A 17,441-nucleotide genomic window follows, 5' to 3' on the forward strand; every position below is an offset into this window, starting at 1 on the left:
GGGTTCCTCCCGCGCTTCATTTCCTGTTGCACAGCCTTAAGATGCGCGAGTAGCTTGACCGAAGCGCCAGCGCACCCGTAAGGGGCGGCGGCGCGTTTGCCGTGGCAGCGCGGTCAGCGTGGCGGTCGTAGCTCAATTGGTTAGAGCGCCGGTTTGTGGTACCGGAGGTTGCGGGTTCAATCCCCGTCGATCGCCCCATCTTTCAGGGCTGGCGAAGATCGGCTGACAAGATTATTGCGCTGGTAAGCAATTTTGTTAGCGAGCCCGATTCATGCCAGCTTTGTGGAACTTGCCCGATTTCGACGCGCACGAAGGCGTCCATTTCTTTTCGGATCCTGCATCCGGGCTGCGGGCGATCGTTGCAATCCATTCCACGCATCTCGGTCCGGCGGCGGGCGGCACCCGTTTCTGGCATTATGCCGATGGCAACCTTGCGCTGACCGATGCGCTGCGCCTGTCGCGCGGCATGAGCTTCAAGAATGCGATGGCCGGTCTTCCGGTCGGCGGCGGCAAGGGCGTCATCCTTGCGGATGAAGCACGCACCAAGACGCCGGAGATGCTGGCCGCGTTCGGCCGCGCGGTCGAATCGCTCGGCGGTCGTTATGTTACGGCGGAAGATGTCGGCATGGGCGAGGCCGATCTGGTCGCGATCGGGCGCGAGACGCGGCACGTGTCCGGCCTGCCGGTCGACGAAGGCCATGCCGGTGGCGATCCGGGCCCGTCGACCGCCATGGGCGTCTTTCTGGGCGTGAAGGCGGCGATCCGGCAGGCCCTTGGGAAGGATAGTGCCGAGAATGTGCACGTTGCCATCCAGGGTGTCGGTTCGGTCGGCGGTGGTCTCGCGCGGCTGCTCGCGGGTGAAGGCGCCCGGCTGACGCTGGCCGATGTCGACATGGGCCGCGCCGCGAATTTGGCAGGCGAGCTGAGCGCCACGACGGTCGCGGCGGCAGATATCCTTACCACCGAAGCAGACGTGATCAGCCCTTGCGCGCTGGGCGCGATCCTGACGGCAGATTCGATTGCCGCGCTGCGCGCACCGATCGTGGCGGGCGGCGCCAACAATCAGCTGGCGACTCCGGAAGACGGCGATCGGCTCCATGCGCGCGGCATCCTGTATGCGCCCGATTATGTCATCAACGCGGGCGGCATCATCAATGTCACGCTGGAATATCTGGGGCAGGGCGATCGCGCCGAGGTGGAAGCCCGCCTGACCCAGATACCCGGCCGGCTGGAAACGATCTGGGCGGACAGCGCGTCGAGCGGCGAGACCGCCGCACGCGTTGCCGATCGCATGGCCATGGCGCTGATCGGGCGCTGAGGCGCCGATCAGCTGGATTCGGGCATGGAGCGGGCCTCCGCCGGCTCCTTGCCCCGGGCACGCTCCCGATACGCGGTATAGATGCCGCTTGCCGCGATCAGCGCCGCGCCGGCGAAGACCAAGGGCGTCGCCGGCGTCAGGAAGACCAGCCATCCGATCGTGATGCCCCACACGATCTGCAGATAGTCGAACGGCACCACTACCGACACGGGCGCGTAGCGCAGCGAGGCGGTCATGCTCAGCTGCCCGATCCCGCCGCCCAGGCCCGCCAGTGCCAGCAGCACCATCGTGGTCCGGTCATGCATGCTGCCGAAGAACGGTAACATTGCCGCCCCTGCGATGGTCGTGAAGATGGTGAACCAGAAGACGATCGCGGCAACGTCTTCGGTCCGGCTGATCTGGCGCACGGTGATCATCACCGCCGATTGGCCGAATGCCGCGGCGACCCCTATCAGGATGCCGATCGGCGCCCCGCCATTGCCGGGATGGGCGATCAGCAGCACGCCGACAAAGCCCACGGCGACCGCGGCCCAGCGTCGGATGCCGATCTGCTCCTTCAGGAAGATGGCGGACAATATCGTCGCGATGATCGGCGCCGCATAGGTCAGCGCCGTCGCTTCCCCCAGGGGCAGCAGCGCCAGCGCGCCGAAGGTGAGCAGCATTGAAACCAGCCCCACGGCCGAGCGGGTGAGATGGGCGGCCGGCGCCTTCGTCCTCACCGCTTTCCAGCCCGGCCCCAGCGTGAGCCACGTGGCGACGATCAGCAAGGCCCAGCCGTTGCGGTAGAAGATCATCTCGGGCGTCGAGACGCCGCGGGCGCTCGCGGCCTTCAGCAATGCTGCCATCAACGCGAACGACGTCGCGGACGTGATGCGCATGGCTATTCCGCGCAACCGGCGTTCGGCAGGATGGGATGTCATAGGGCGCGCTTGGCCGCTGGAAACGACCGGCGCAACCCGCCTTTCCACCGGGCAATGTCTCGAGTAATACTCGATGAAGTCCAATGCATCGTTTTGCCAATCCCGCCCGCTTCACGCGCATTGCGCGCCCGCTGACCGCCTGGTTCGGCTGGTCAGGACTGGTGCTGACCGTGATTGCGCTGACCGGCGGCCTGTTCGTCACGCCGCAGGACTATCTGCAGGGGCAAACGGTCCGGATCATCTATATCCACGTTCCTGCCGCCTGGCTCGGCATGGCCGGCTGGGCGGGCATCGCTATGTCCAGTTTTGCCCAACTCGTCTGGCGCCACCCGCTGGCGCATGTTGCGGCGCGCGCCGTCGCCGTGCCGGGCGCGACCTACGCCGCCATCTGTCTCGTGAGCGGATCGATCTGGGGCCGCCCGACCTGGGGCACGTGGTGGGAATGGGATGGGCGATTGACGTCCATGCTGGTCCTGTTCTTCCTCTATCTCGCCTATATCGCCCTCGCCAATGCGGCGGGGCGCGAAGAAGGCGGGCAGCGCATCGCCGCCATCTTCGGTATCGTCGGCGCGGTGAACCTGCCGGTCATCCATTATTCGGTTCTGTGGTGGCGCACCCTGCATCAGGGTGAAAGTATCAGCCTGCGCGGATCGACCATCGACAGCGCCATGCTGTGGCCGATCCCGTTGGCGGTCGCCGGGTTCACCCTGATCTTTCTAAGTGTGGCGCTGATGCGCATGCGCACCCTGCTGGCCGATGCCAAGGCAGAGGCCCGCATGCGCCGGATGGCGGCAGCATGAGCGCGATCCTGAACGCCTGGCCGTTCGTGATCGCCGCTTATGGCGTGACCATTGCCGGCACGGTCGGCCTCGTCCTCTGGAGCCTGCTCGCCATGCGCCGTGCGGAGGCGCGTGCCAATGCGCTTGCCAGCCGGCGTGACGAGTAAGCGATGAAGGCCAAGAACCAGCGGCTGACGCTGGCGATAGTGGCGGTGGTGGCCGTGATCGGCGCGGGCCTGCTCGCCATGGCAGCGCTTAAGGATCAGGCCGCGTATTTCTATACGCCGGGCGATGTGATGCGGGATCATGTTCAGCCGGGCGCCGCGGTGCGGCTCGGCGGCATGGTCCAGAAGGGGTCGCTCAAGCGGCTGGCGGACGGCGTGACCATCCTGTTCGTCGTCACCGACAATCAGGCGAGCGTCCCGGTCCGTTTCTCCGGCATCGTCCCGGCCTTGTTTCGCGAAGGGTCGGGCGTCGTCGCCGACGGGCGCTTCGATGGCGATGGCCAGTTCCGTGCCGACACGATCCTCGCCAAGCATGACGAACGCTATATGCCGCCGCAGGTCGCGAAAAGCCTGGAAGGCGACAGCGTCCACAAGAGCGAAAGCCTGAAGAAGTGATCGCAGAGGCAGGGCTCGCGGCCTTATGGCTGGGGGCGGCGCTATGCGCGCTGCAGCTGCTACTGGCGGTCGGGAGCTTCAGGGAGACGGCGGCGTCCTTGTCCTCCCTCATCCGCCCGGTGGCGGTCGCACAAGCGGTCCTCACCGCGTTCGCATTCGCCCTCCTGATCTGGTTGTTCGTGCGCGTCGACCTGTCGGTGCTGTTGGTCGCCCAGAACGATCATAGCGAGAAGCCGCTTCTCTATCGTTTCGCGGCGACATGGGGAAATCACGAAGGCTCGATGTTGATGTGGGTGACGATCCTCGGCGTCGCCGGCGCGGCGGTCGCGCTGCTGGAACGTCGGTTGGAGGAGCGCACGCTCATCGCCACACTCGGCGGGCAGGCGCTCATCGCGCTCGGATTCTACGCCTTTCTCCTGTTCGCTTCGAACCCGTTCGCGCGGCTGAACCCGGCACCCACCGAGGGGCAGGGCCTCAACCCGCTGCTGCAGGATCCCGGCCTCGCCTTCCATCCGCCGACGCTCTATTTCGGCTATGTCGGTCTTTCGGTCGCCTTCTCCTTCGCGATCGGCGCGCTCGTCACGCGCGACGTCGGTCCTGCCTTTGCGCGCGCGATGCGCCCGTGGGTGCTGGGCGCCTGGATCTTCCTGACCCTGGGTATCACCGCGGGCAGCTATTGGGCTTATTATGAGCTCGGCTGGGGCGGCTGGTGGTTCTGGGATCCGGTTGAAAATGCGTCGCTCATGCCGTGGCTGGCGGCCACGGCGTTGCTCCATTCGGTCACGGTCCTGGCAACGCGCGACGGGCTGCGCGCGTGGACGGTCATGCTGGCGGTGGTCGCCTTTTCGATGAGCATGATCGGCACTTTCCTGGTGCGGTCGGGCATCCTTACCAGTGTACATGCCTTCGCGGTCGATCCGCGTCGCGGCAGCTTCCTGCTGATCTTGTTATTCCTGTATATCGGCGGCGCGCTGGCCTTGTTCGGTGCCCGGATCGGGACCGTCAAGGAAGGCGCGCGCTTCAATCTGGTCAGCCGGGAAGGGGCGCTGGTGGCCAACAACCTGCTCTTGTCCGCCATCCTCGGCATCGTGCTGGTCGGCACGCTCTATCCCCTGATCATCGAGGCAATCACCGGCGCCAAATTGTCGGTCGGCCCGCCTTATTTCAACGCAGCCGCCGGGCCGCTGGCCTTGATCCTGGTGGCCTTGATCGGCGTCGGCCCGCTCTTGCGCTGGCGGCATGACCAGATCAGGCCGTTGCTGCGCCGCGCGGCCCCGGCGGCGATCCTGACCGTAGCTGTGCTGATCGGCGCCCGGCTTGCCGCACCGGGCATGCACCTTCTTTCGCTGCTGGGCCTGGCACTGGCGATTGGTGCCGGGCTGGCGAGTGTCGCGCCTTTGTGGCGGCGAAACCTGCTCCGCACCCCGCTGTTCACATGGGGCATGGTGGTGGCGCACCTCGGCATTGCGGTCAGCCTTGCGGGGATCGCCTGCGACAGCAGTTTCACGGTGGAAAAGCTGGTGGCGGCGCAGGTCGGTGAGACGGTGACCGTCGGCCCGTATAAAATACGCTTCGCCAGTGTGTCGCCTACCTTCGGCGCCAATTGGCAGGCGCTGGAAGCGACGCTGGAGGCGCAGCGCGGATCGGGGGCGGTGATCCTGAAACCGCAGGCGCGGGCCTATTGGGCGCCGCCCTCCGAAACGAGCGAGAGCGCAATCCACACCGCGCTCGATGGACAGCTCTACACCGTCCTGGGCAAGCCGGCTGGGGAGGGGCGGTGGCAGCTGCGCCTGTGGTGGAAGCCGTTCGTGACGCTGATCTGGGGCGGCGGCGCCCTGATCGCAATCGGCGGTTTGCTTGCGCTGATCGGACGCCTCCGTCGGGGACGCAAGCGCGTCCAGGAGAGCTTTCTGTGAGCGTCCTGCGCTGGGCGCCGCTGGCCGGCTTCATTCTGCTGGCCTCGGGTTTGACCTACGGTCTGGCCAAGCCGGAGGTGAAAGAGATCCGCTCGAAGATGATAGGGGCGCCGGTTCCGGTCTTCCGGCTCGCTCCCGCGACCGATGGTCTGCCCGGCATAGCCAGCACCGATCTGGCGGCGGGGCGGCCGCAACTCGTGAATTTCTTTGCCAGCTGGTGCGTGCCGTGCGTGGCGGAGGCACCCCAGCTGAAGGCGCTTGCGGATGCGGGCGTGCCGATCGTGGGGATCGCGATCAGGGACAAGCCGGCCGCCGTTGCCGGCTTCCTTGCGCGCAACGGCAATCCCTTCCGCGCGATCGGCGCCGATAATGCGAGCCAGGTTCAGATGGCGATGGGATCCTCGGGCGTGCCGGAAAGCTTCGTCGTCGATGGCAAGGGCGTGATCCGTTATCAGAAATTGGGCGGGATCGATCCGCAGGATGTCGCGGATGTGCTGGCTGCGGTAAGAAGCGCGCGATGAGCGTTCGCCCCGCAATCCTGCTGGCGGTATCCCTGCTGCTCGCAACGCCTTTGCGCGCGGATAGCGATCTGCCGCCGGCGCCCCTGTCCGATACCCAGCTTGCCGACCCGCGGCAGGAAGCGGCCGCCAGGGCATTGATGGAAAAGATCCGGTGCCTTGTCTGCCAGGGGCAGTCGATTGCCGACAGCAATGCCGAGTTGGCCGGCGACATGCGGGCATTGATCCGCCAGCGGATCGCGGCGGGGGACAAACCTTCTACCGTGCAGGCATGGCTGGTGCGGCGCTACGGATCCTGGGTCAGCTATGATCCGCCGCTCGATCGCACCACCTGGTTGCTCTGGGTCGCCCCTATATTGCTCCTGGCCGCCGGCCTCGTTTTGGCACGCCGCAGCTTCCGATCGCGGCGGCGCGGATGAACGGCTGGGTCCTTTCCCTGCTGTTGGCGCTCGTCACGGCGGCAGTCCTCATCGCGGTCGTACGGTCCCGCCGCCAGGTGGCGAGCCTGGTGGTGGCGGCGATGCTGTTCGGGCTGTCGGGTTATGCCTGGCAGGGCAATCCCACGCTGCGCGGTGATCCGGCAGAAGGCGCCGGGCAGCGTCGTGGCGGCGACACCTTGTTCGCGCATGAGCGCACCGTATGGCTGGAAACGGTCGGTCCGGATGCCGTCCAGCTGGACGGCGCCGACGCCCTGATCCGCAACGGCAGCCCCGATTATGCCGCCGGCATCCTCCGCGCGGGCCTGATGCGCGATCCCGACGATATGGCGTTATGGCTGGGCCTCGGCAACGCGCTCCAGGCGCATGCCGATGGCATGCTGACCCCGGCCGCTCTTTATGCCTATCAACGGGCGGCGGCCGTCGCGCCCAAGCATCCAGCGCCTATATACTTCCTGGGTCTCGCTTATCTTCAGATGGGGGATATCGAGGCCGCCGAATCGATCTGGCGCAGTCTGCTGGCCAACGCGCCGGCCGATGCGCGCTGGCGGCTGCGCGTCGCGGATCGGCTGAACTTCCTGCAGAACTTCCGGACGGGCCGTTGACCAGCCCCTTGACCGTGCGCGCATAAGGGGGAATCGTGGTCATGGTCATCGCCGCGGGCGATGGGATGGAAAGCGGCATCATGGCTTCGGGGCAAAGAGCGGCGGTGCTGATGCAGGATGCGCCCGTCGCTGCGGGTCGCGATCTCGATCGGATCAGCGTGCTGATCTGCGCACTGGAGCGGCGGGATCGGCTGTCGGAGCAGGAACGCGCGGCGCTGGCGGCCGCGGCCGTAGAAGTGCGCACGCACCCGCAGGGCGACACCTTGATCCGCGCCGGCGTGGCCGCGGACCACAGCACATTGCTGCTGGATGGGTTACTCGGCCGGGTCTATTATATGTCCGAGGGCAAACGGCAGGTCGTCGCCCTGCATTCGCCCGGCGATTTCGTGGATCTCCATAGTCTGCTGCTGAGGCGGCTGGATCATGATGTCGTGGCAATGAGTGACGTACGCGTCGCCATATTCCCCCATGCCGCCTTGCGCAGGCTGACCGAAACCGAACCGCATCTTGCGCGCATGCTGTGGCTCCTGACCGTCATCGACGCCGCGATCCACCGGGAATGGATTGCGCGTTTGGGCCATTCGGCTGCGGTGCGGATCGCGCATCTCCTGTGCGAACTCCACACCCGGCTGCTGGCGGTGGGGGAGGCGACGCCCCAGGGTTTCGTGATCGATCTGACCCAGGCGGATCTCGGCGACATGACCGGGCTCACCCCCGTCCACGTCAACCGTACATTGCGCAAATTGCGGGAGGCCAACCTCGCGGTCGTCCGCGACGGCTATGCCTCAATCCCGGATGTTACCAAGCTCCGCGACTTTGCGGGCTTCGACCCGAATTATCTCTACCTGGAATCTCACCCGCGCTAGGCGCGCCGTCGCATCGACAAAGGCAGCCCCGCCGGCCCAGCCCGGCACGACGGAGCTTATACCCGGAGGCCAGACAGAGGTTCAGGCTGCCTGGTTGCTCGTTACAACAATTTCCGCCGAGGCTGGTTCCTCGTCTTGGGTGAACGGGTCAACCTGGAACACACGGCTAATGGCCGAAGGCTCCGACGCCTCCGACGGTGAATTCCGTCGCCGCCGGAGAGCGAACACTTTCACACCGGAAATCCGCGAGCGGCCGTGTGAAGGGTCGGAATGGCGCCTGTCCGCCCGTCGAGACGAGGATTTCCGCTAGACTAGAATTCGTTTTGCTACCCTACCTGCTCGAGCACCCGGCCTTGGCAGAGAGGGCTGCTGATCGTCGCGCGCGTCAGCGCGCGCTCCTCGCCAACTACCGTCCCATAAGCGCGATGGTTCATGCGCCAATTATCCCACACCAATATGTCATCCGGTTGCCAGCGGTGCCGATATCCACTGTCGTCACAGACATGTTGGGCGAGCCGCGTCAGTAGGGCGTGGGCAGCGGCATCGCTAAGCCCGACCGCGTGCCGGGCGCCCATCGGCGAAAAGTTGAGATAGTCGCGGCCGGTCTCATTTTGCCGCACCACCAGCGCGTGGGCGACCGGCGGTGCCATCGCGGCCATGAGCCGTCCCATCTCCTCATGGACGGGTGGATTGACGATCCGCACCACATCGTCGGACAGGGTGTACGGATGGTCGGCGATATTCTCGCTAAGCTTGTAGACAATCTCGATCTCCGCAATCTCTCGCTTCAGGTCGGCGGGAAGGCGCTCATAGGCGCGGATACGACATTGAAAGCCGGTGTCGCCGCCGCGCGCGGGCAGTGTCGCCGCGCCGAGCAGGCCGCCCCTAATCACCTCGGCGCGCCAGATCGTGTCGGAGTGCCAGGGGAACCACCCTATTACCGGTTCGCCTGCAACCCGGTAGACGGGCTGATGCTCCCCCTTTGTGTTCAGCCAGATGAGTTCGGGATGTCCGTCGACATGCAGCGAGGCCGAATTGTGCCGTTCGAGCGTGCCGAAGCAGCTGCCGAGCCGGACCTGGAAACCGGGCGTCGCCCGGCTGCCGCGGAAAACAATCAGGCCGTGGAGTGTCCATAGCCGCCGCAGCGCCGCGCGCACCCCGTCGTCGTCCAGATCATCGTCTGAAAGGCCCGTCACGATACAGCCAAATCCAAGCCGGGGTTGGAGTTCGACGACATCCACCGTCATGCCGCGACGCCGCCCGTATCCGCAGGCCTACGCGCAAACACCTTGGTATGCGGAACCGGAATGCCGGCAAGATGATCAACCACCAGATCCGGCCGCGTGCCGTTTACGATCGTCGCCGTGAGAGCGAAGCGCTGGATAAGGATGGCCGATTCCACATCGATCGCCGTCCAGGCAGCGAGATCTCCGGCATAGACCTGATCGCGCAACGTCGCCCCGTGCTCCAGCCTCGGGTCCCGGTCGTAGATTCCGTCGACATCGGTTGCGATCACCAGCGCCGCGCCGATCTGGGCGGCGACGTACGCTGCGACGGCATCGGAGGACACGCGGTCGATATCGAGGTCGGCGCACCAGCGATTGCGTCGCGCGTCGCCCGCCGGAGCGAGCACGCAAACCGTCCCGGGAATGCAAGCAAGCGCGTCGATCGACTCAGCAAGCGGGAAGCAGCCCAGCTCGGCCAGCATCAGCGCGTGCTGGTCCATCGACAGTAACGCCATAGTGAAGGTGGTCGCGTCGGTAAGGTCGAGCGCCCGGCGATAGCCGCGGACGACATCGGCGATCTCGCCGCCGCCTGCGACCAGTACCAGCCGCCGGCGATGATCGGATCGCTTGATCGCAAGGCACAGCGCGCGAACATGGGTGGGAATGAGGCTGCCGCCGATCTTGAGGACGGTGGATCCGGCCACGGCGTTACACATGCCACGCCGACGAGCGTGGCCCACCCGAAAGATCGACGGTTTCGAGCTGCCCCCGGCCAAGCCGTGCGTCGAGGAAATAGGCACACAGATGCGTCGCCTTTGCGTCGGCGATCAGCTCCATCATGGCAGCGTGGCAGCACGCGACGGTCTCGCCGGACGCCGCACACAATGCATGTAGCCAGCGTCCGGCAAAGACGCCGTCGTCGAGCGCGATGTGTGAAAGCGCCGCGACGCGCATATCGAGCCCGGCGGTAGCCGAAAGCGCCGAGAATTCGTCGCGGGCGAGCGGCCGTCGGCCGTCGCTCCAGGTCATGCCCACCATCTGGGCGATGCCGCCCTCCTCGAGAACCTGGCCAAGACCGGACAGGATGGGGCGTACCAGCTTCAGTCCGTCGGGTCCGCCTTCGCCGATCGCGGGTGGTCGCAACGCGGACGGATAGGGAAGCCAGGGCGGATTAGCAGTGACGCTGTCGAAGCGCTGCCCGGAAATCGGCGTATAGAGATCGCCTTCCAGCACCCGCACCCGATCGCCAAGTCTGTTGAGATCGACATTGATGCGCGCAAGCCGGGCCGCGGCGACATCGCGCTCCACCGCGACAACGCGCCGGGAAAATCGCGCGGCGTGAAGGGCGTGCAATCCGGGGCCTGCGCAGAGGTCGAGCGCGTCGCCACCCGCCACCGGCGTCATCCGCGTCAGCAGCGCCATCGAATCGTCGCCGAGATAGAAATCCGCATCGGCCTGGGGCGGATCGCAGAACAGCCAGGTGCCCAGCACGGCAAGCAGGACCAGCCCGCCCAGGCTCAGCGTTCCGTCGGGTGCATTCTTCAGCAGGCCGAGCGCGGCCAGATCCGGCAGCAGCCCGTGGAGGCCAGCCGGCAACACCTCTGCCGGCACGTCCCGGTTGAGCAGGAATAGGTCGAGCAACGGCCGTAGTGCCGGAGGCGCGCCCGCTGCGCGCGATCGCCATCGCTGCGGATCGGGCGCCAGAGGGTCGAAATGCCCGACGAACGCGCCATAGCCGCACCTGGTCAAAAGGTCGCCCAGCCGGGCAAGCGCTGCGGAATCGCCGTTGCCGTTACCCAATGTGGTCGCCGTCATCGGCACAACTCCACGTACCGCCGACGGTTGCCCACAATCATCGGCAGCGCCGCGCGAAGAAATCGCGTCTTCCTCGGACAAAGTACAACCGTAATGGATCAAATGAATGCTCCGGTTGCGAGTGCGACTAGTGATTCAACTGGTTTTGAAAAGTCATAAATAGCGTGATAGGCTTATCAAGTTTCGAGTCGTTCGAGTCGTTTGTTATGGTTTTTCCATTCAATGAGGGAAGATGACAATGGAACGTGAAAAGTCAAATGCCTCGATTGAGGCAGCCGAAGCCTTGCGGAAGGTGGGAGATGATCGGCTCGGCGTAGTCATTTCCGGTCACATAAAGAACGGAAAGCTGGTCCTCGATCAGGACACGTTGGACGAGATCGCCCGGAAATATCCAAATGCCGACCGTGCTTTCGTTGCGATGAACTCGCCATTCGATGCGAGGTCTGTTGCGATCTGAACGAAGGCACAAAGCATGCTGCTCGCTGATCTTGCTGTAACGGCGCAACCTTCCTCGCCAACTGTAGGGGATCTTCTCTGGGCCGGCGAAACCAGCGAGCGCATATTGCTAGTGGCGGAGGTGGCGCTCGCCCAGCTCGGTGCGCGCTGCCCCCACTATCTGTCCGCGCTTACGACCGCGCTGGCGGACGATCCGCCTTACGGCGGCAAGGCCTATTGCGATTCCTATCGCGCTGCCGCCCGGGACCCTGCCTGGATGGCCGCGTCTTTGCTGACGAATGCCCACGGCGAGGGGGAGGGCGCGACGCGCTTGTGGTCGATGGGCGCTTGTGCGGCGGACGATGAGATCCGCGACGCGCTCAAGCAGCACGCCGTCGATGAATCCGGCCACGCCATGTTCTATCTATCGTTCGTCGATCTCGCACTGCCGGGGGCGATCAGTCGCAGCTTTCGCAGTGAGTTGCGGCAGTTGTCGCCGGGCTATGCGATGGCGCAAGATTTGTTCGTCGTCGAGGGATCGCCTTATGGGCGTCCGCCGACGATCGACGACTTCGTCCAAGTAAACATCGCCGAGATCCGCACCACCATCCACCATCTGCTTCAGCGCCGCGCGCTGCTGGAACATGCCGATCCCAAGGTTCATCCCCGCCTGTTGAAGACGCTCGACCGGCTGCTGGGCGACGAACTGCGCCATGTCGGCTACACGGCGATGCTGATCGAGAAACTGACGGCGGATCTCGATCCCGACCGCCTCGTTCGCCTCTTCTGCAAGCGCTTCTCCGAGTTCAACGCGTTGACCGTGGATCAGCTTGGCGAGGGGATTTTCGATTAAAGCCGGTTCGCACCTGTCCGGGTGGGCGTCGGCGTCCCGTCTCGCCTCCCGTTGACGCGCGATGCAGATCGACGACTTTCTGTCGCTTGGGGGGACCGACAAGGCCGGGGTCATCGCCGCCGTTGAGGCGCATCTCGGCGTGGAGGCGGGGGATGTGCTGCTGGCCGCCGGATCGCTTGCGGAGGGACTCGGGTCGGCCAAATCAGATCTCGACCTGTTCCTGATCACCGACCGGGCAGCGGCCCAAGGTGCGCGTGACGAGGTGGTGCTGTCGGTCGGGCGAAGCGTGGTCGATGTGCGCATCCTGCCCCGGCCGCGTACCGAGGGGCTGATCGCCAGGCTCCGCGGTTGGGCACGGGCGGGTTGGGACCCGTCGGATGCCGTGCCCTTCAGCCATGACGATCGCGTGCTGTTGCACCGTATCGCGCATGGACTGTCTTGGGTGACCCCCGCCGGCACCGCGACAGGCTTTCGGCCGCCGATCGGCGAGCTGTCGCGGCTGAAGCTGCATGTCGCCAGGCACGCCGCCAAAACCATCCAGGTCGATCTTGAAGGCTATCGTCAGTGCGGCGACTACCAAACGATGGCGTTCGCTGCGCAGAAACTGCTCGGGCATGCGGTTGACGGTTTGCTCGCCGGTTGGGGCCGTACCAATCCGATCTCGAAGTGGCGCAGTCGGTTGCTGGCATCACTTCCGGCGGATTGGGAGGCGGCTTTGCTCTGTCGCCCGGCGCGGCTTTCGGCGGCAGAATTGTTCTGGCGGTTGCAGCAGCTTCCCGAACGCCCCGATGCACGGGTGCAAGATCAGGTCGATCGCATATCGGCGTTTGCGAGGGCCGTTTTCCTGTGGGCGGAGGCGGTGCTGCTCGGCCTTCCCGTCGCGCAGCGGGCGGAGCGCTTGGCGTCGGGGACAGGGGAGTGGCGCGTTCCGCTGGCGCCGCTGCTGCCCGATGTCGACTTTTCGCTGATCCCGGCGGGCGCGCGGATGGCGCGGCTGAATGAGTTCGGGCCGGTGCTCGACCTGGACGCCGGCGAGTTGGCATTAGCACTGTTGTTCGATGGGCGCACCACGCCGGGTGAGGCGGCCGCACTGGCCGGCGGCATGGCGCGCGTGGAGCGGCTGGCGGCACGGCTGACTGCCGCGGGGCTGTGCCGCGAAATCGCGCCGTCCGGGGGGTATGTCGAATGGGAAACAGAGCGGGCGGTCGGGTGAACGCGCTGACCGACCGCGCCTTGCCGAGTCCCTTCTCGATCGCCACTCCGCCGGGCGCCGAGGGGTGGGAAAGCTTCTATCCCTATTACCACGTTTTCAGTGAGGAACGCCGCGCCTTCGAGGAGGGAAAGTTCTGGTTCACCGACAAGATCCACCATGCCGAGCCCATGTATCCGTTCGATGCGATCATGTGCGAGGTGCACTGGATCGGGCTGTCGCAATATAACACCCGCATCTTCATGGTGCCCGCCGCGCTCGGAATGGATCAGCGCATTCTGAACGGCTATCTGTACATGAGCCCCAACGGGATCGAAGACGCCGCGGAAATCGGGCGCAGGTCCGAAATCTTTCGGGAGCGTGCAGGCTATTATTTCGACAATTGGGACCGGCTTTACGACCAATGGCAGTCGAAGGCGCAAGCGCATATCGCCGCGCTGACTGCGATCAAGGTGAGCAGCCTGCCGGACATGGAAGATGTTTCCATCGTCACCGAAGGCAAGGGGGTGAGCTCCGGCTACGAATTACTGGAAGCCTATAACCGGGTCATCGAAAGCCTTTTCAAGATCTGGCAATATCATTTCGAGATGCTCAACCTGGGTTACTTCGCCTATCTCACCTTTCTCGAATTCTGCCGCGAAGCCTTCCCCGGTATACCTGACCAATCGGTTGCGAAGATGGTCGCCGGCATGGACGTGCTGCTGTTTCGGCCGGATGATGAGGTGCGGGCGCTCGCCCGGCTGGGCGTCGAGCTTGGCCTGCAGGGGGAGTTGCTGCGCGAGCATGCGACCGATGCGCTGCTCTCCGCGCTGGCGGCGAGCGAGGCGGGCCGGACGTGGCTGGCCCGTCTCGACCAAGCCAAGCGGCCATGGTTCAATTTTTCGACGGGGAACGGCCTGTATCACCACGACCGCAGCTGGATCGACGATCTCCAGCTGCCCCTTGCAGCATTGCGCGACTATGTCGCCCGGCTGGAACGCGGTGAGGATATCGACCGTCCCGTCGATGAGATCCGCGCGACCCGCGATCGGATAACCGAGGAATATCGCTCCTTCCTGGATGGGGCGGACAGCCGCAAGACGTTCAGCGATCTGCTTGAACTATCGCGACGGGTGTTTCCTTATGTAGAAAACCACAACTTCTTCGTTGAACATTGGCATCACACAGTCTTCTGGAACAAGATCCGCGATTTCGGGAAGATCTTTCGCGATAGTGGATTCATCGCCGACGCGGAGGACATTTTCTTTCTCAATCGGTTCGAGATCGAGACCGCGCTGTTCGATCTGATCACCGCCTGGGCGGTCGGAACGTCGGCGCGCGGGCCCAGCATGTGGCCGGCGGAGGTCGAACGTCGCAAGGCGATCTATGCCAGGCTGCGAGCCTGGCGTCCGCCCTCGGGGTTGGGCACGCCGCCGGATCGCATCGCCGATCCCTTCATGATCATGCTGTGGGGCATCGACGACACCATTGTCAGCGAATGGGCGGGTGGAGCCGGAGCGAGGAACCCGGCAGAGGTCAAGGGCTGTGCGGCGGCTCCGGGCTTTGCCGAAGGCTTGGCGCGCGTCATTCACAGTACCGACCAGCTATCCGAGCTCCGACCCGGCGAGATCCTGGTCTGTCCGGTCACTACCCCAAGCTGGGCGCCGGTGTTCGGCCGGATCGGGGCAGCGGTCTCCGACTCCGGCGGCATTATGAGCCACGCCGCCATCGTCGCACGCGAGTACGGGCTTCCCGCTGTGGTCGGTACCTTTGATGGCACCGAACGGATCCGGACGGGCCAGCGCGTTCGCGTAAATGGCGACACGGGGGTGGTAACTGTCCTGCCATGACGGAAGCGCGCTGCGGTGCCGTGCCACTGGTCCTGCCCCTGGCGGCATGCGGGCTTGAGCGGCTTCACAATGTCGGGGGCAAAGCGGCGCGGCTGGGGGCTCTTGAGCGGGCCGGGTTTCGCGGTGCGCCGGGCTTCGTGCTGACGACAAGCGCCTACCGTGCATTGATGGGAGGCGGCCTCGAGCGACGTGTGCACGATGCTCTCCGCGGGATGGCGGGCGAAGAATCTGCGGCTGCACGCCTGGCGAGTCGACAGATCCGCAGGTTGATCGAAGCCGAGCCGATGCCGCCAGATTGCCGCCGCGCGATTCTGGATGGCTATGCGGTGATCGCGCACGGGGCCGGCATGCCCGATCCGCCGGTCGCTATCCGATCAAGCGCGACCGCCGAATGCCTGGCGACCCGCAGCTTCGCCGGGCAGCAGGAGACATTTTTGTGGGTGCGCGGTGCCGAACCCGTCATCGCGCATGTGCGCAAGGTGTGGTCCAGCCTCTTTTCCCCGCAGGCCATTCTCTACCGCAAGGCGCTCGGCTTCCCGACGGAGAAGGCCTGGATGGCGGTCGTAATGCAGCGGATGGTCGATGCTCGTACGGCGGGCGTCACCTTCACGATGAACCCGGCCAACGGCGATCGTTCGAAGATCGCGATCGAAGCGAATTGGGGGTTCGGCGAGAGCGTTGTCTCGGGCGAAGCGACTCCCGACCGGTTCCTGGTGGAAAAAGCGACCTTGCAGATCCTCACTCGCACCATTGCGCCGAAGCCATGGGAATATGGCGTTGCCACCGGGGGCGGGGTTACGCGGGTGGCCGTTGCGGCCACGCGGTGCGCGCAGCCCTGCCTGAGCGATGGCGAGGTCCAGCGGCTTGCCACTGTCGCCAAAGCCATTGAGCATCGCTTCGGCGAGCCGCAGGACATTGAATGGGCGATCGACCGGAACCCTGCGGGCGGAGACGGCATCGTGGTGTTGCAGAGCCGGCCCGAAACTGCCTGGAAGGCGAAGCCGGCGCGTTGCGGGCCCACGCCCGCACCCGATGCGGTAAGCTATGTGCTGCGAGGGCTCAGCATGGCCGGTAGGGCGCGCGCAGTCTGATGCGGCCGGGGTCCTTCTACTGTCTGCTGGGGGGCGATGGGAGCGGCAAGACGACGCTGTTGCAGGCGCTCGAAGCGCGGCATCCCGAGATCGTCACCGTGCATTGGAAGCAGATTGCATCGGTGACCCTGCTGCCCAGCCTGTTGCCCGGGCTGGACGGCCCGGAGACGTCGCGCCGCCTGGGGCCGCTCTCGCGCGCCGCGCAGTTTTGCTATCTCGCCGCGCTCGAATTTGAAATGCTCATCCATCCCGCGCTGGCAGCAGGAAAGACGGTGATCGTCGATTCCTACTGGTACAAGTTCGTCGGCAAGATGCGGGTTCTCGATATGGCAGCGCCATTTCTGTACGACGTGTGCGCATCGCTGCCTGCGCCGGACCACATCCTGTATCTGGATACGCCACTGGAAACCTCACGTGCCCGCAAGGGAGAATTGAACTTCTTCGAGTGCGCCGGCCGGCCGGACAATTTCGTGCCATTCCAAGCCGCGCTACGCCGTGCGATACATGGCTTTATCACCGATATTCCGCAGACTCTGCTCGACGGCAGGATGCCGGTGGCGGACCTGGTCGCGATCGTGGCGGACCTTTGCTCCCCGGCGAAGGCCATGGCCGACGCCGCCCAAGCGCCGCAGATCAGCCTTTGAGTAATCCGGTTGGTCCTTAGGCGTTCGCGCCAGAATCAAGGCTCAAGATCCCAAGCCAACGATCTTCGGCAAATCGGGGTTCTCGGCGACGTGAGGATCGAGATGCTAGCAAGCAAAAGTTTGCGGCTCGGCTGCATCGACCAACTTGCCGAGATGTGCACCCTCTAGGCAGCTGCTGGTCGGGATGCGCACCGACGACGAATAGCGCTTATGCAATCCGAGACCTTTGGGCGCGTGGAGCGGGTGAAGGGAATCGAACCCTCGTCGTAAGCTTGGGAAGCTTCTGCTCTACCATTGAGCTACACCCGCAAGAGCCTGAAAAGCATGCGCTTCGTCGGCTGCTCGCCAGATTGGAGACC

The 17,441-nt window shown here is 65.1% G+C and carries 19 protein-coding genes and 2 tRNA genes; 16 read left to right on the forward strand and 5 right to left on the reverse strand.

Annotated elements, in window-relative coordinates:
* Nucleotides 1-121 precede the first annotated feature (121 nt).
* Nucleotides 122-198 (forward strand) — tRNA-His (locus ACSBM8_RS06430).
* A gap of 73 nt (nucleotides 199-271) precedes the next feature.
* On the forward strand, nucleotides 272-1,318 hold the full coding sequence (locus ACSBM8_RS06435) for a Glu/Leu/Phe/Val family dehydrogenase (RefSeq protein ID WP_442680826.1): 1,047 nt from the start codon (nucleotides 272-274) through the stop codon (nucleotides 1,316-1,318).
* Between the two features lie 8 nt (nucleotides 1,319-1,326).
* Here the strand turns inward: ACSBM8_RS06435 and ACSBM8_RS06440 are convergent, their stop codons facing one another.
* Nucleotides 1,327-2,238 (reverse strand): DMT family transporter, encoded by a 912-nt coding sequence (locus ACSBM8_RS06440; RefSeq protein WP_442680827.1) that lies wholly within the window; start codon nucleotides 2,236-2,238, stop codon nucleotides 1,327-1,329.
* Nucleotides 2,239-2,321: 83 nt separating this feature from the next.
* Between ACSBM8_RS06440 and ccmC the strand changes: the two genes are divergently transcribed.
* From ccmC to ACSBM8_RS06480, 8 genes are read left to right on the forward strand one after another with little or no spacing between them, the layout of a single operon-like run.
* Nucleotides 2,322-3,038, forward strand: coding sequence for a heme ABC transporter permease CcmC (gene ccmC, locus ACSBM8_RS06445; RefSeq protein ID WP_442680828.1), 717 nt, complete (start codon nucleotides 2,322-2,324; stop codon nucleotides 3,036-3,038).
* Nucleotides 3,035-3,184: a heme exporter protein CcmD gene (locus ACSBM8_RS06450; protein WP_442680829.1), complete on the forward strand. Its 150-nt coding sequence runs from the start codon at nucleotides 3,035-3,037 to the stop codon at nucleotides 3,182-3,184. The genes ccmC and ACSBM8_RS06450 overlap by 4 nt, the downstream gene beginning before the upstream one ends.
* A 3-nt stretch (nucleotides 3,185-3,187) precedes the next feature.
* Nucleotides 3,188-3,637 (forward strand): cytochrome c maturation protein CcmE, encoded by a 450-nt coding sequence (gene ccmE, locus ACSBM8_RS06455; RefSeq protein WP_442680830.1) that lies wholly within the window; start codon nucleotides 3,188-3,190, stop codon nucleotides 3,635-3,637.
* Entirely contained in the window at nucleotides 3,634-5,553 is a 1,920-nt protein-coding gene (locus tag ACSBM8_RS06460; RefSeq protein ID WP_442680831.1) for a heme lyase CcmF/NrfE family subunit, read from the forward strand. The genes ccmE and ACSBM8_RS06460 overlap by 4 nt, the downstream gene beginning before the upstream one ends.
* Nucleotides 5,550-6,074 (forward strand): DsbE family thiol:disulfide interchange protein, encoded by a 525-nt coding sequence (locus tag ACSBM8_RS06465; RefSeq protein WP_442680832.1) that lies wholly within the window; start codon nucleotides 5,550-5,552, stop codon nucleotides 6,072-6,074. Before ACSBM8_RS06460 ends, ACSBM8_RS06465 begins: the two co-directional genes overlap by 4 nt.
* The gene (locus tag ACSBM8_RS06470; RefSeq protein WP_442680833.1) at nucleotides 6,071-6,490 is read left to right on the forward strand and encodes a cytochrome c-type biogenesis protein; all 420 of its coding nucleotides are present in this window, start codon (nucleotides 6,071-6,073) and stop codon (nucleotides 6,488-6,490) included. The genes ACSBM8_RS06465 and ACSBM8_RS06470 overlap by 4 nt, the downstream gene beginning before the upstream one ends.
* Complete coding sequence (locus tag ACSBM8_RS06475) at nucleotides 6,487-7,113, forward strand: tetratricopeptide repeat protein (protein WP_442680834.1); 627 nt, start codon at nucleotides 6,487-6,489, stop codon at nucleotides 7,111-7,113. Before ACSBM8_RS06470 ends, ACSBM8_RS06475 begins: the two co-directional genes overlap by 4 nt.
* 41 nt (nucleotides 7,114-7,154) lie before the next feature.
* On the forward strand, nucleotides 7,155-7,979 hold the full coding sequence (locus ACSBM8_RS06480; protein WP_442681501.1) for a Crp/Fnr family transcriptional regulator: 825 nt from the start codon (nucleotides 7,155-7,157) through the stop codon (nucleotides 7,977-7,979).
* A gap of 326 nt (nucleotides 7,980-8,305) precedes the next feature.
* Here the strand turns inward: ACSBM8_RS06480 and ACSBM8_RS06485 are convergent, their stop codons facing one another.
* The 3 genes from ACSBM8_RS06485 to ACSBM8_RS06495 are packed head-to-tail and all read right to left on the reverse strand — an operon-like array spanning nucleotide 8,306 to nucleotide 11,122.
* Nucleotides 8,306-9,226 carry a TauD/TfdA dioxygenase family protein gene (locus ACSBM8_RS06485; protein WP_442680835.1) on the reverse strand — a complete coding sequence of 307 codons (921 nt, stop codon included), beginning with the start codon at nucleotides 9,224-9,226 and terminating at the stop codon, nucleotides 8,306-8,308.
* A complete protein-coding gene (locus ACSBM8_RS06490) occupies nucleotides 9,223-9,909 on the reverse strand; it encodes an amino acid kinase family protein (protein WP_442680836.1) in 687 nt (228 codons plus the stop codon). Before ACSBM8_RS06490 ends, ACSBM8_RS06485 begins: the two co-directional genes overlap by 4 nt.
* A 4-nt stretch (nucleotides 9,910-9,913) precedes the next feature.
* Nucleotides 9,914-11,122 (reverse strand): methyltransferase, encoded by a 1,209-nt coding sequence (locus tag ACSBM8_RS06495; RefSeq protein WP_442680837.1) that lies wholly within the window; start codon nucleotides 11,120-11,122, stop codon nucleotides 9,914-9,916.
* 136 nt (nucleotides 11,123-11,258) lie between these two features.
* On the opposite strand from ACSBM8_RS06495, the gene ACSBM8_RS06500 reads away from it, so the two are divergent.
* The 6 genes from ACSBM8_RS06500 to ACSBM8_RS06525 all read left to right on the forward strand — a co-directional run bounded on the left by ACSBM8_RS06500 (nucleotide 11,259) and on the right by ACSBM8_RS06525 (nucleotide 17,082).
* Nucleotides 11,259-11,477, forward strand: coding sequence for a hypothetical protein (locus ACSBM8_RS06500; RefSeq protein ID WP_442680838.1), 219 nt, complete (start codon nucleotides 11,259-11,261; stop codon nucleotides 11,475-11,477).
* A 15-nt stretch (nucleotides 11,478-11,492) separates the two neighbouring features.
* Nucleotides 11,493-12,308, forward strand: a complete 816-nt coding sequence (locus ACSBM8_RS06505; RefSeq protein WP_442680839.1) for a ferritin-like domain-containing protein — start codon at nucleotides 11,493-11,495, stop codon at nucleotides 12,306-12,308.
* Between the two features lie 61 nt (nucleotides 12,309-12,369).
* Nucleotides 12,370-13,521 carry a hypothetical protein gene (locus tag ACSBM8_RS06510; protein ID WP_442680840.1) on the forward strand — a complete coding sequence of 384 codons (1,152 nt, stop codon included), beginning with the start codon at nucleotides 12,370-12,372 and terminating at the stop codon, nucleotides 13,519-13,521.
* Nucleotides 13,518-15,347, forward strand: coding sequence for a PEP-utilizing enzyme (locus tag ACSBM8_RS06515; RefSeq protein WP_442680841.1), 1,830 nt, complete (start codon nucleotides 13,518-13,520; stop codon nucleotides 15,345-15,347). The genes ACSBM8_RS06510 and ACSBM8_RS06515 overlap by 4 nt, the downstream gene beginning before the upstream one ends.
* Nucleotides 15,344-16,438 (forward strand): PEP/pyruvate-binding domain-containing protein, encoded by a 1,095-nt coding sequence (locus tag ACSBM8_RS06520; protein ID WP_442680842.1) that lies wholly within the window; start codon nucleotides 15,344-15,346, stop codon nucleotides 16,436-16,438. Before ACSBM8_RS06515 ends, ACSBM8_RS06520 begins: the two co-directional genes overlap by 4 nt.
* Complete coding sequence (locus ACSBM8_RS06525; protein WP_442680843.1) at nucleotides 16,438-17,082, forward strand: dTMP kinase; 645 nt, start codon at nucleotides 16,438-16,440, stop codon at nucleotides 17,080-17,082. Before ACSBM8_RS06520 ends, ACSBM8_RS06525 begins: the two co-directional genes overlap by 1 nt.
* 235 nt (nucleotides 17,083-17,317) lie before the next feature.
* Here the strand turns inward: ACSBM8_RS06525 and ACSBM8_RS06530 are convergent.
* Nucleotides 17,318-17,391, reverse strand: a tRNA-Gly gene (locus ACSBM8_RS06530).
* Nucleotides 17,392-17,441: the final 50 nt, after the last annotated feature.

Origin of the sequence: Sphingomonas sp. ASY06-1R (assembly GCF_052180265.1) — a bacterium.
In the GTDB taxonomy this organism is placed as follows: Bacteria; Pseudomonadota; Alphaproteobacteria; order Sphingomonadales; family Sphingomonadaceae; genus Sphingomonas_I.

Bases quoted from the DNA above. Each gene is read 5' to 3' on its own strand.
- ACSBM8_RS06485 (WP_442680835.1), bottom strand. From the start codon at position 9,226: ATGACGGTGGATGTCGTCGAACTCCAACCCCGGCTTGGATTTGGCTGT.
- ACSBM8_RS06520 (WP_442680842.1), top strand. From the start codon at position 15,344: ATGACGGAAGCGCGCTGCGGTGCCGTGCCACTGGTCCTGCCCCTGGCG.
- ACSBM8_RS06510 (WP_442680840.1), top strand. From the start codon at position 12,370: ATGCAGATCGACGACTTTCTGTCGCTTGGGGGGACCGACAAGGCCGGG.
- ACSBM8_RS06480 (WP_442681501.1), top strand. From the start codon at position 7,155: ATGGTCATCGCCGCGGGCGATGGGATGGAAAGCGGCATCATGGCTTCG.
- ccmC (WP_442680828.1), top strand. From the start codon at position 2,322: ATGCATCGTTTTGCCAATCCCGCCCGCTTCACGCGCATTGCGCGCCCG.
- ACSBM8_RS06470 (WP_442680833.1), top strand. From the start codon at position 6,071: ATGAGCGTTCGCCCCGCAATCCTGCTGGCGGTATCCCTGCTGCTCGCA.
- ccmE (WP_442680830.1), top strand. From the start codon at position 3,188: ATGAAGGCCAAGAACCAGCGGCTGACGCTGGCGATAGTGGCGGTGGTG.
- ACSBM8_RS06505 (WP_442680839.1), top strand. From the start codon at position 11,493: ATGCTGCTCGCTGATCTTGCTGTAACGGCGCAACCTTCCTCGCCAACT.
- ACSBM8_RS06435 (WP_442680826.1), top strand. From the start codon at position 272: ATGCCAGCTTTGTGGAACTTGCCCGATTTCGACGCGCACGAAGGCGTC.
- ACSBM8_RS06450 (WP_442680829.1), top strand. From the start codon at position 3,035: ATGAGCGCGATCCTGAACGCCTGGCCGTTCGTGATCGCCGCTTATGGC.
- ACSBM8_RS06440 (WP_442680827.1), bottom strand. From the start codon at position 2,238: ATGACATCCCATCCTGCCGAACGCCGGTTGCGCGGAATAGCCATGCGC.
- ACSBM8_RS06475 (WP_442680834.1), top strand. From the start codon at position 6,487: ATGAACGGCTGGGTCCTTTCCCTGCTGTTGGCGCTCGTCACGGCGGCA.
- ACSBM8_RS06525 (WP_442680843.1), top strand. From the start codon at position 16,438: ATGCGGCCGGGGTCCTTCTACTGTCTGCTGGGGGGCGATGGGAGCGGC.
- ACSBM8_RS06500 (WP_442680838.1), top strand. From the start codon at position 11,259: ATGGAACGTGAAAAGTCAAATGCCTCGATTGAGGCAGCCGAAGCCTTG.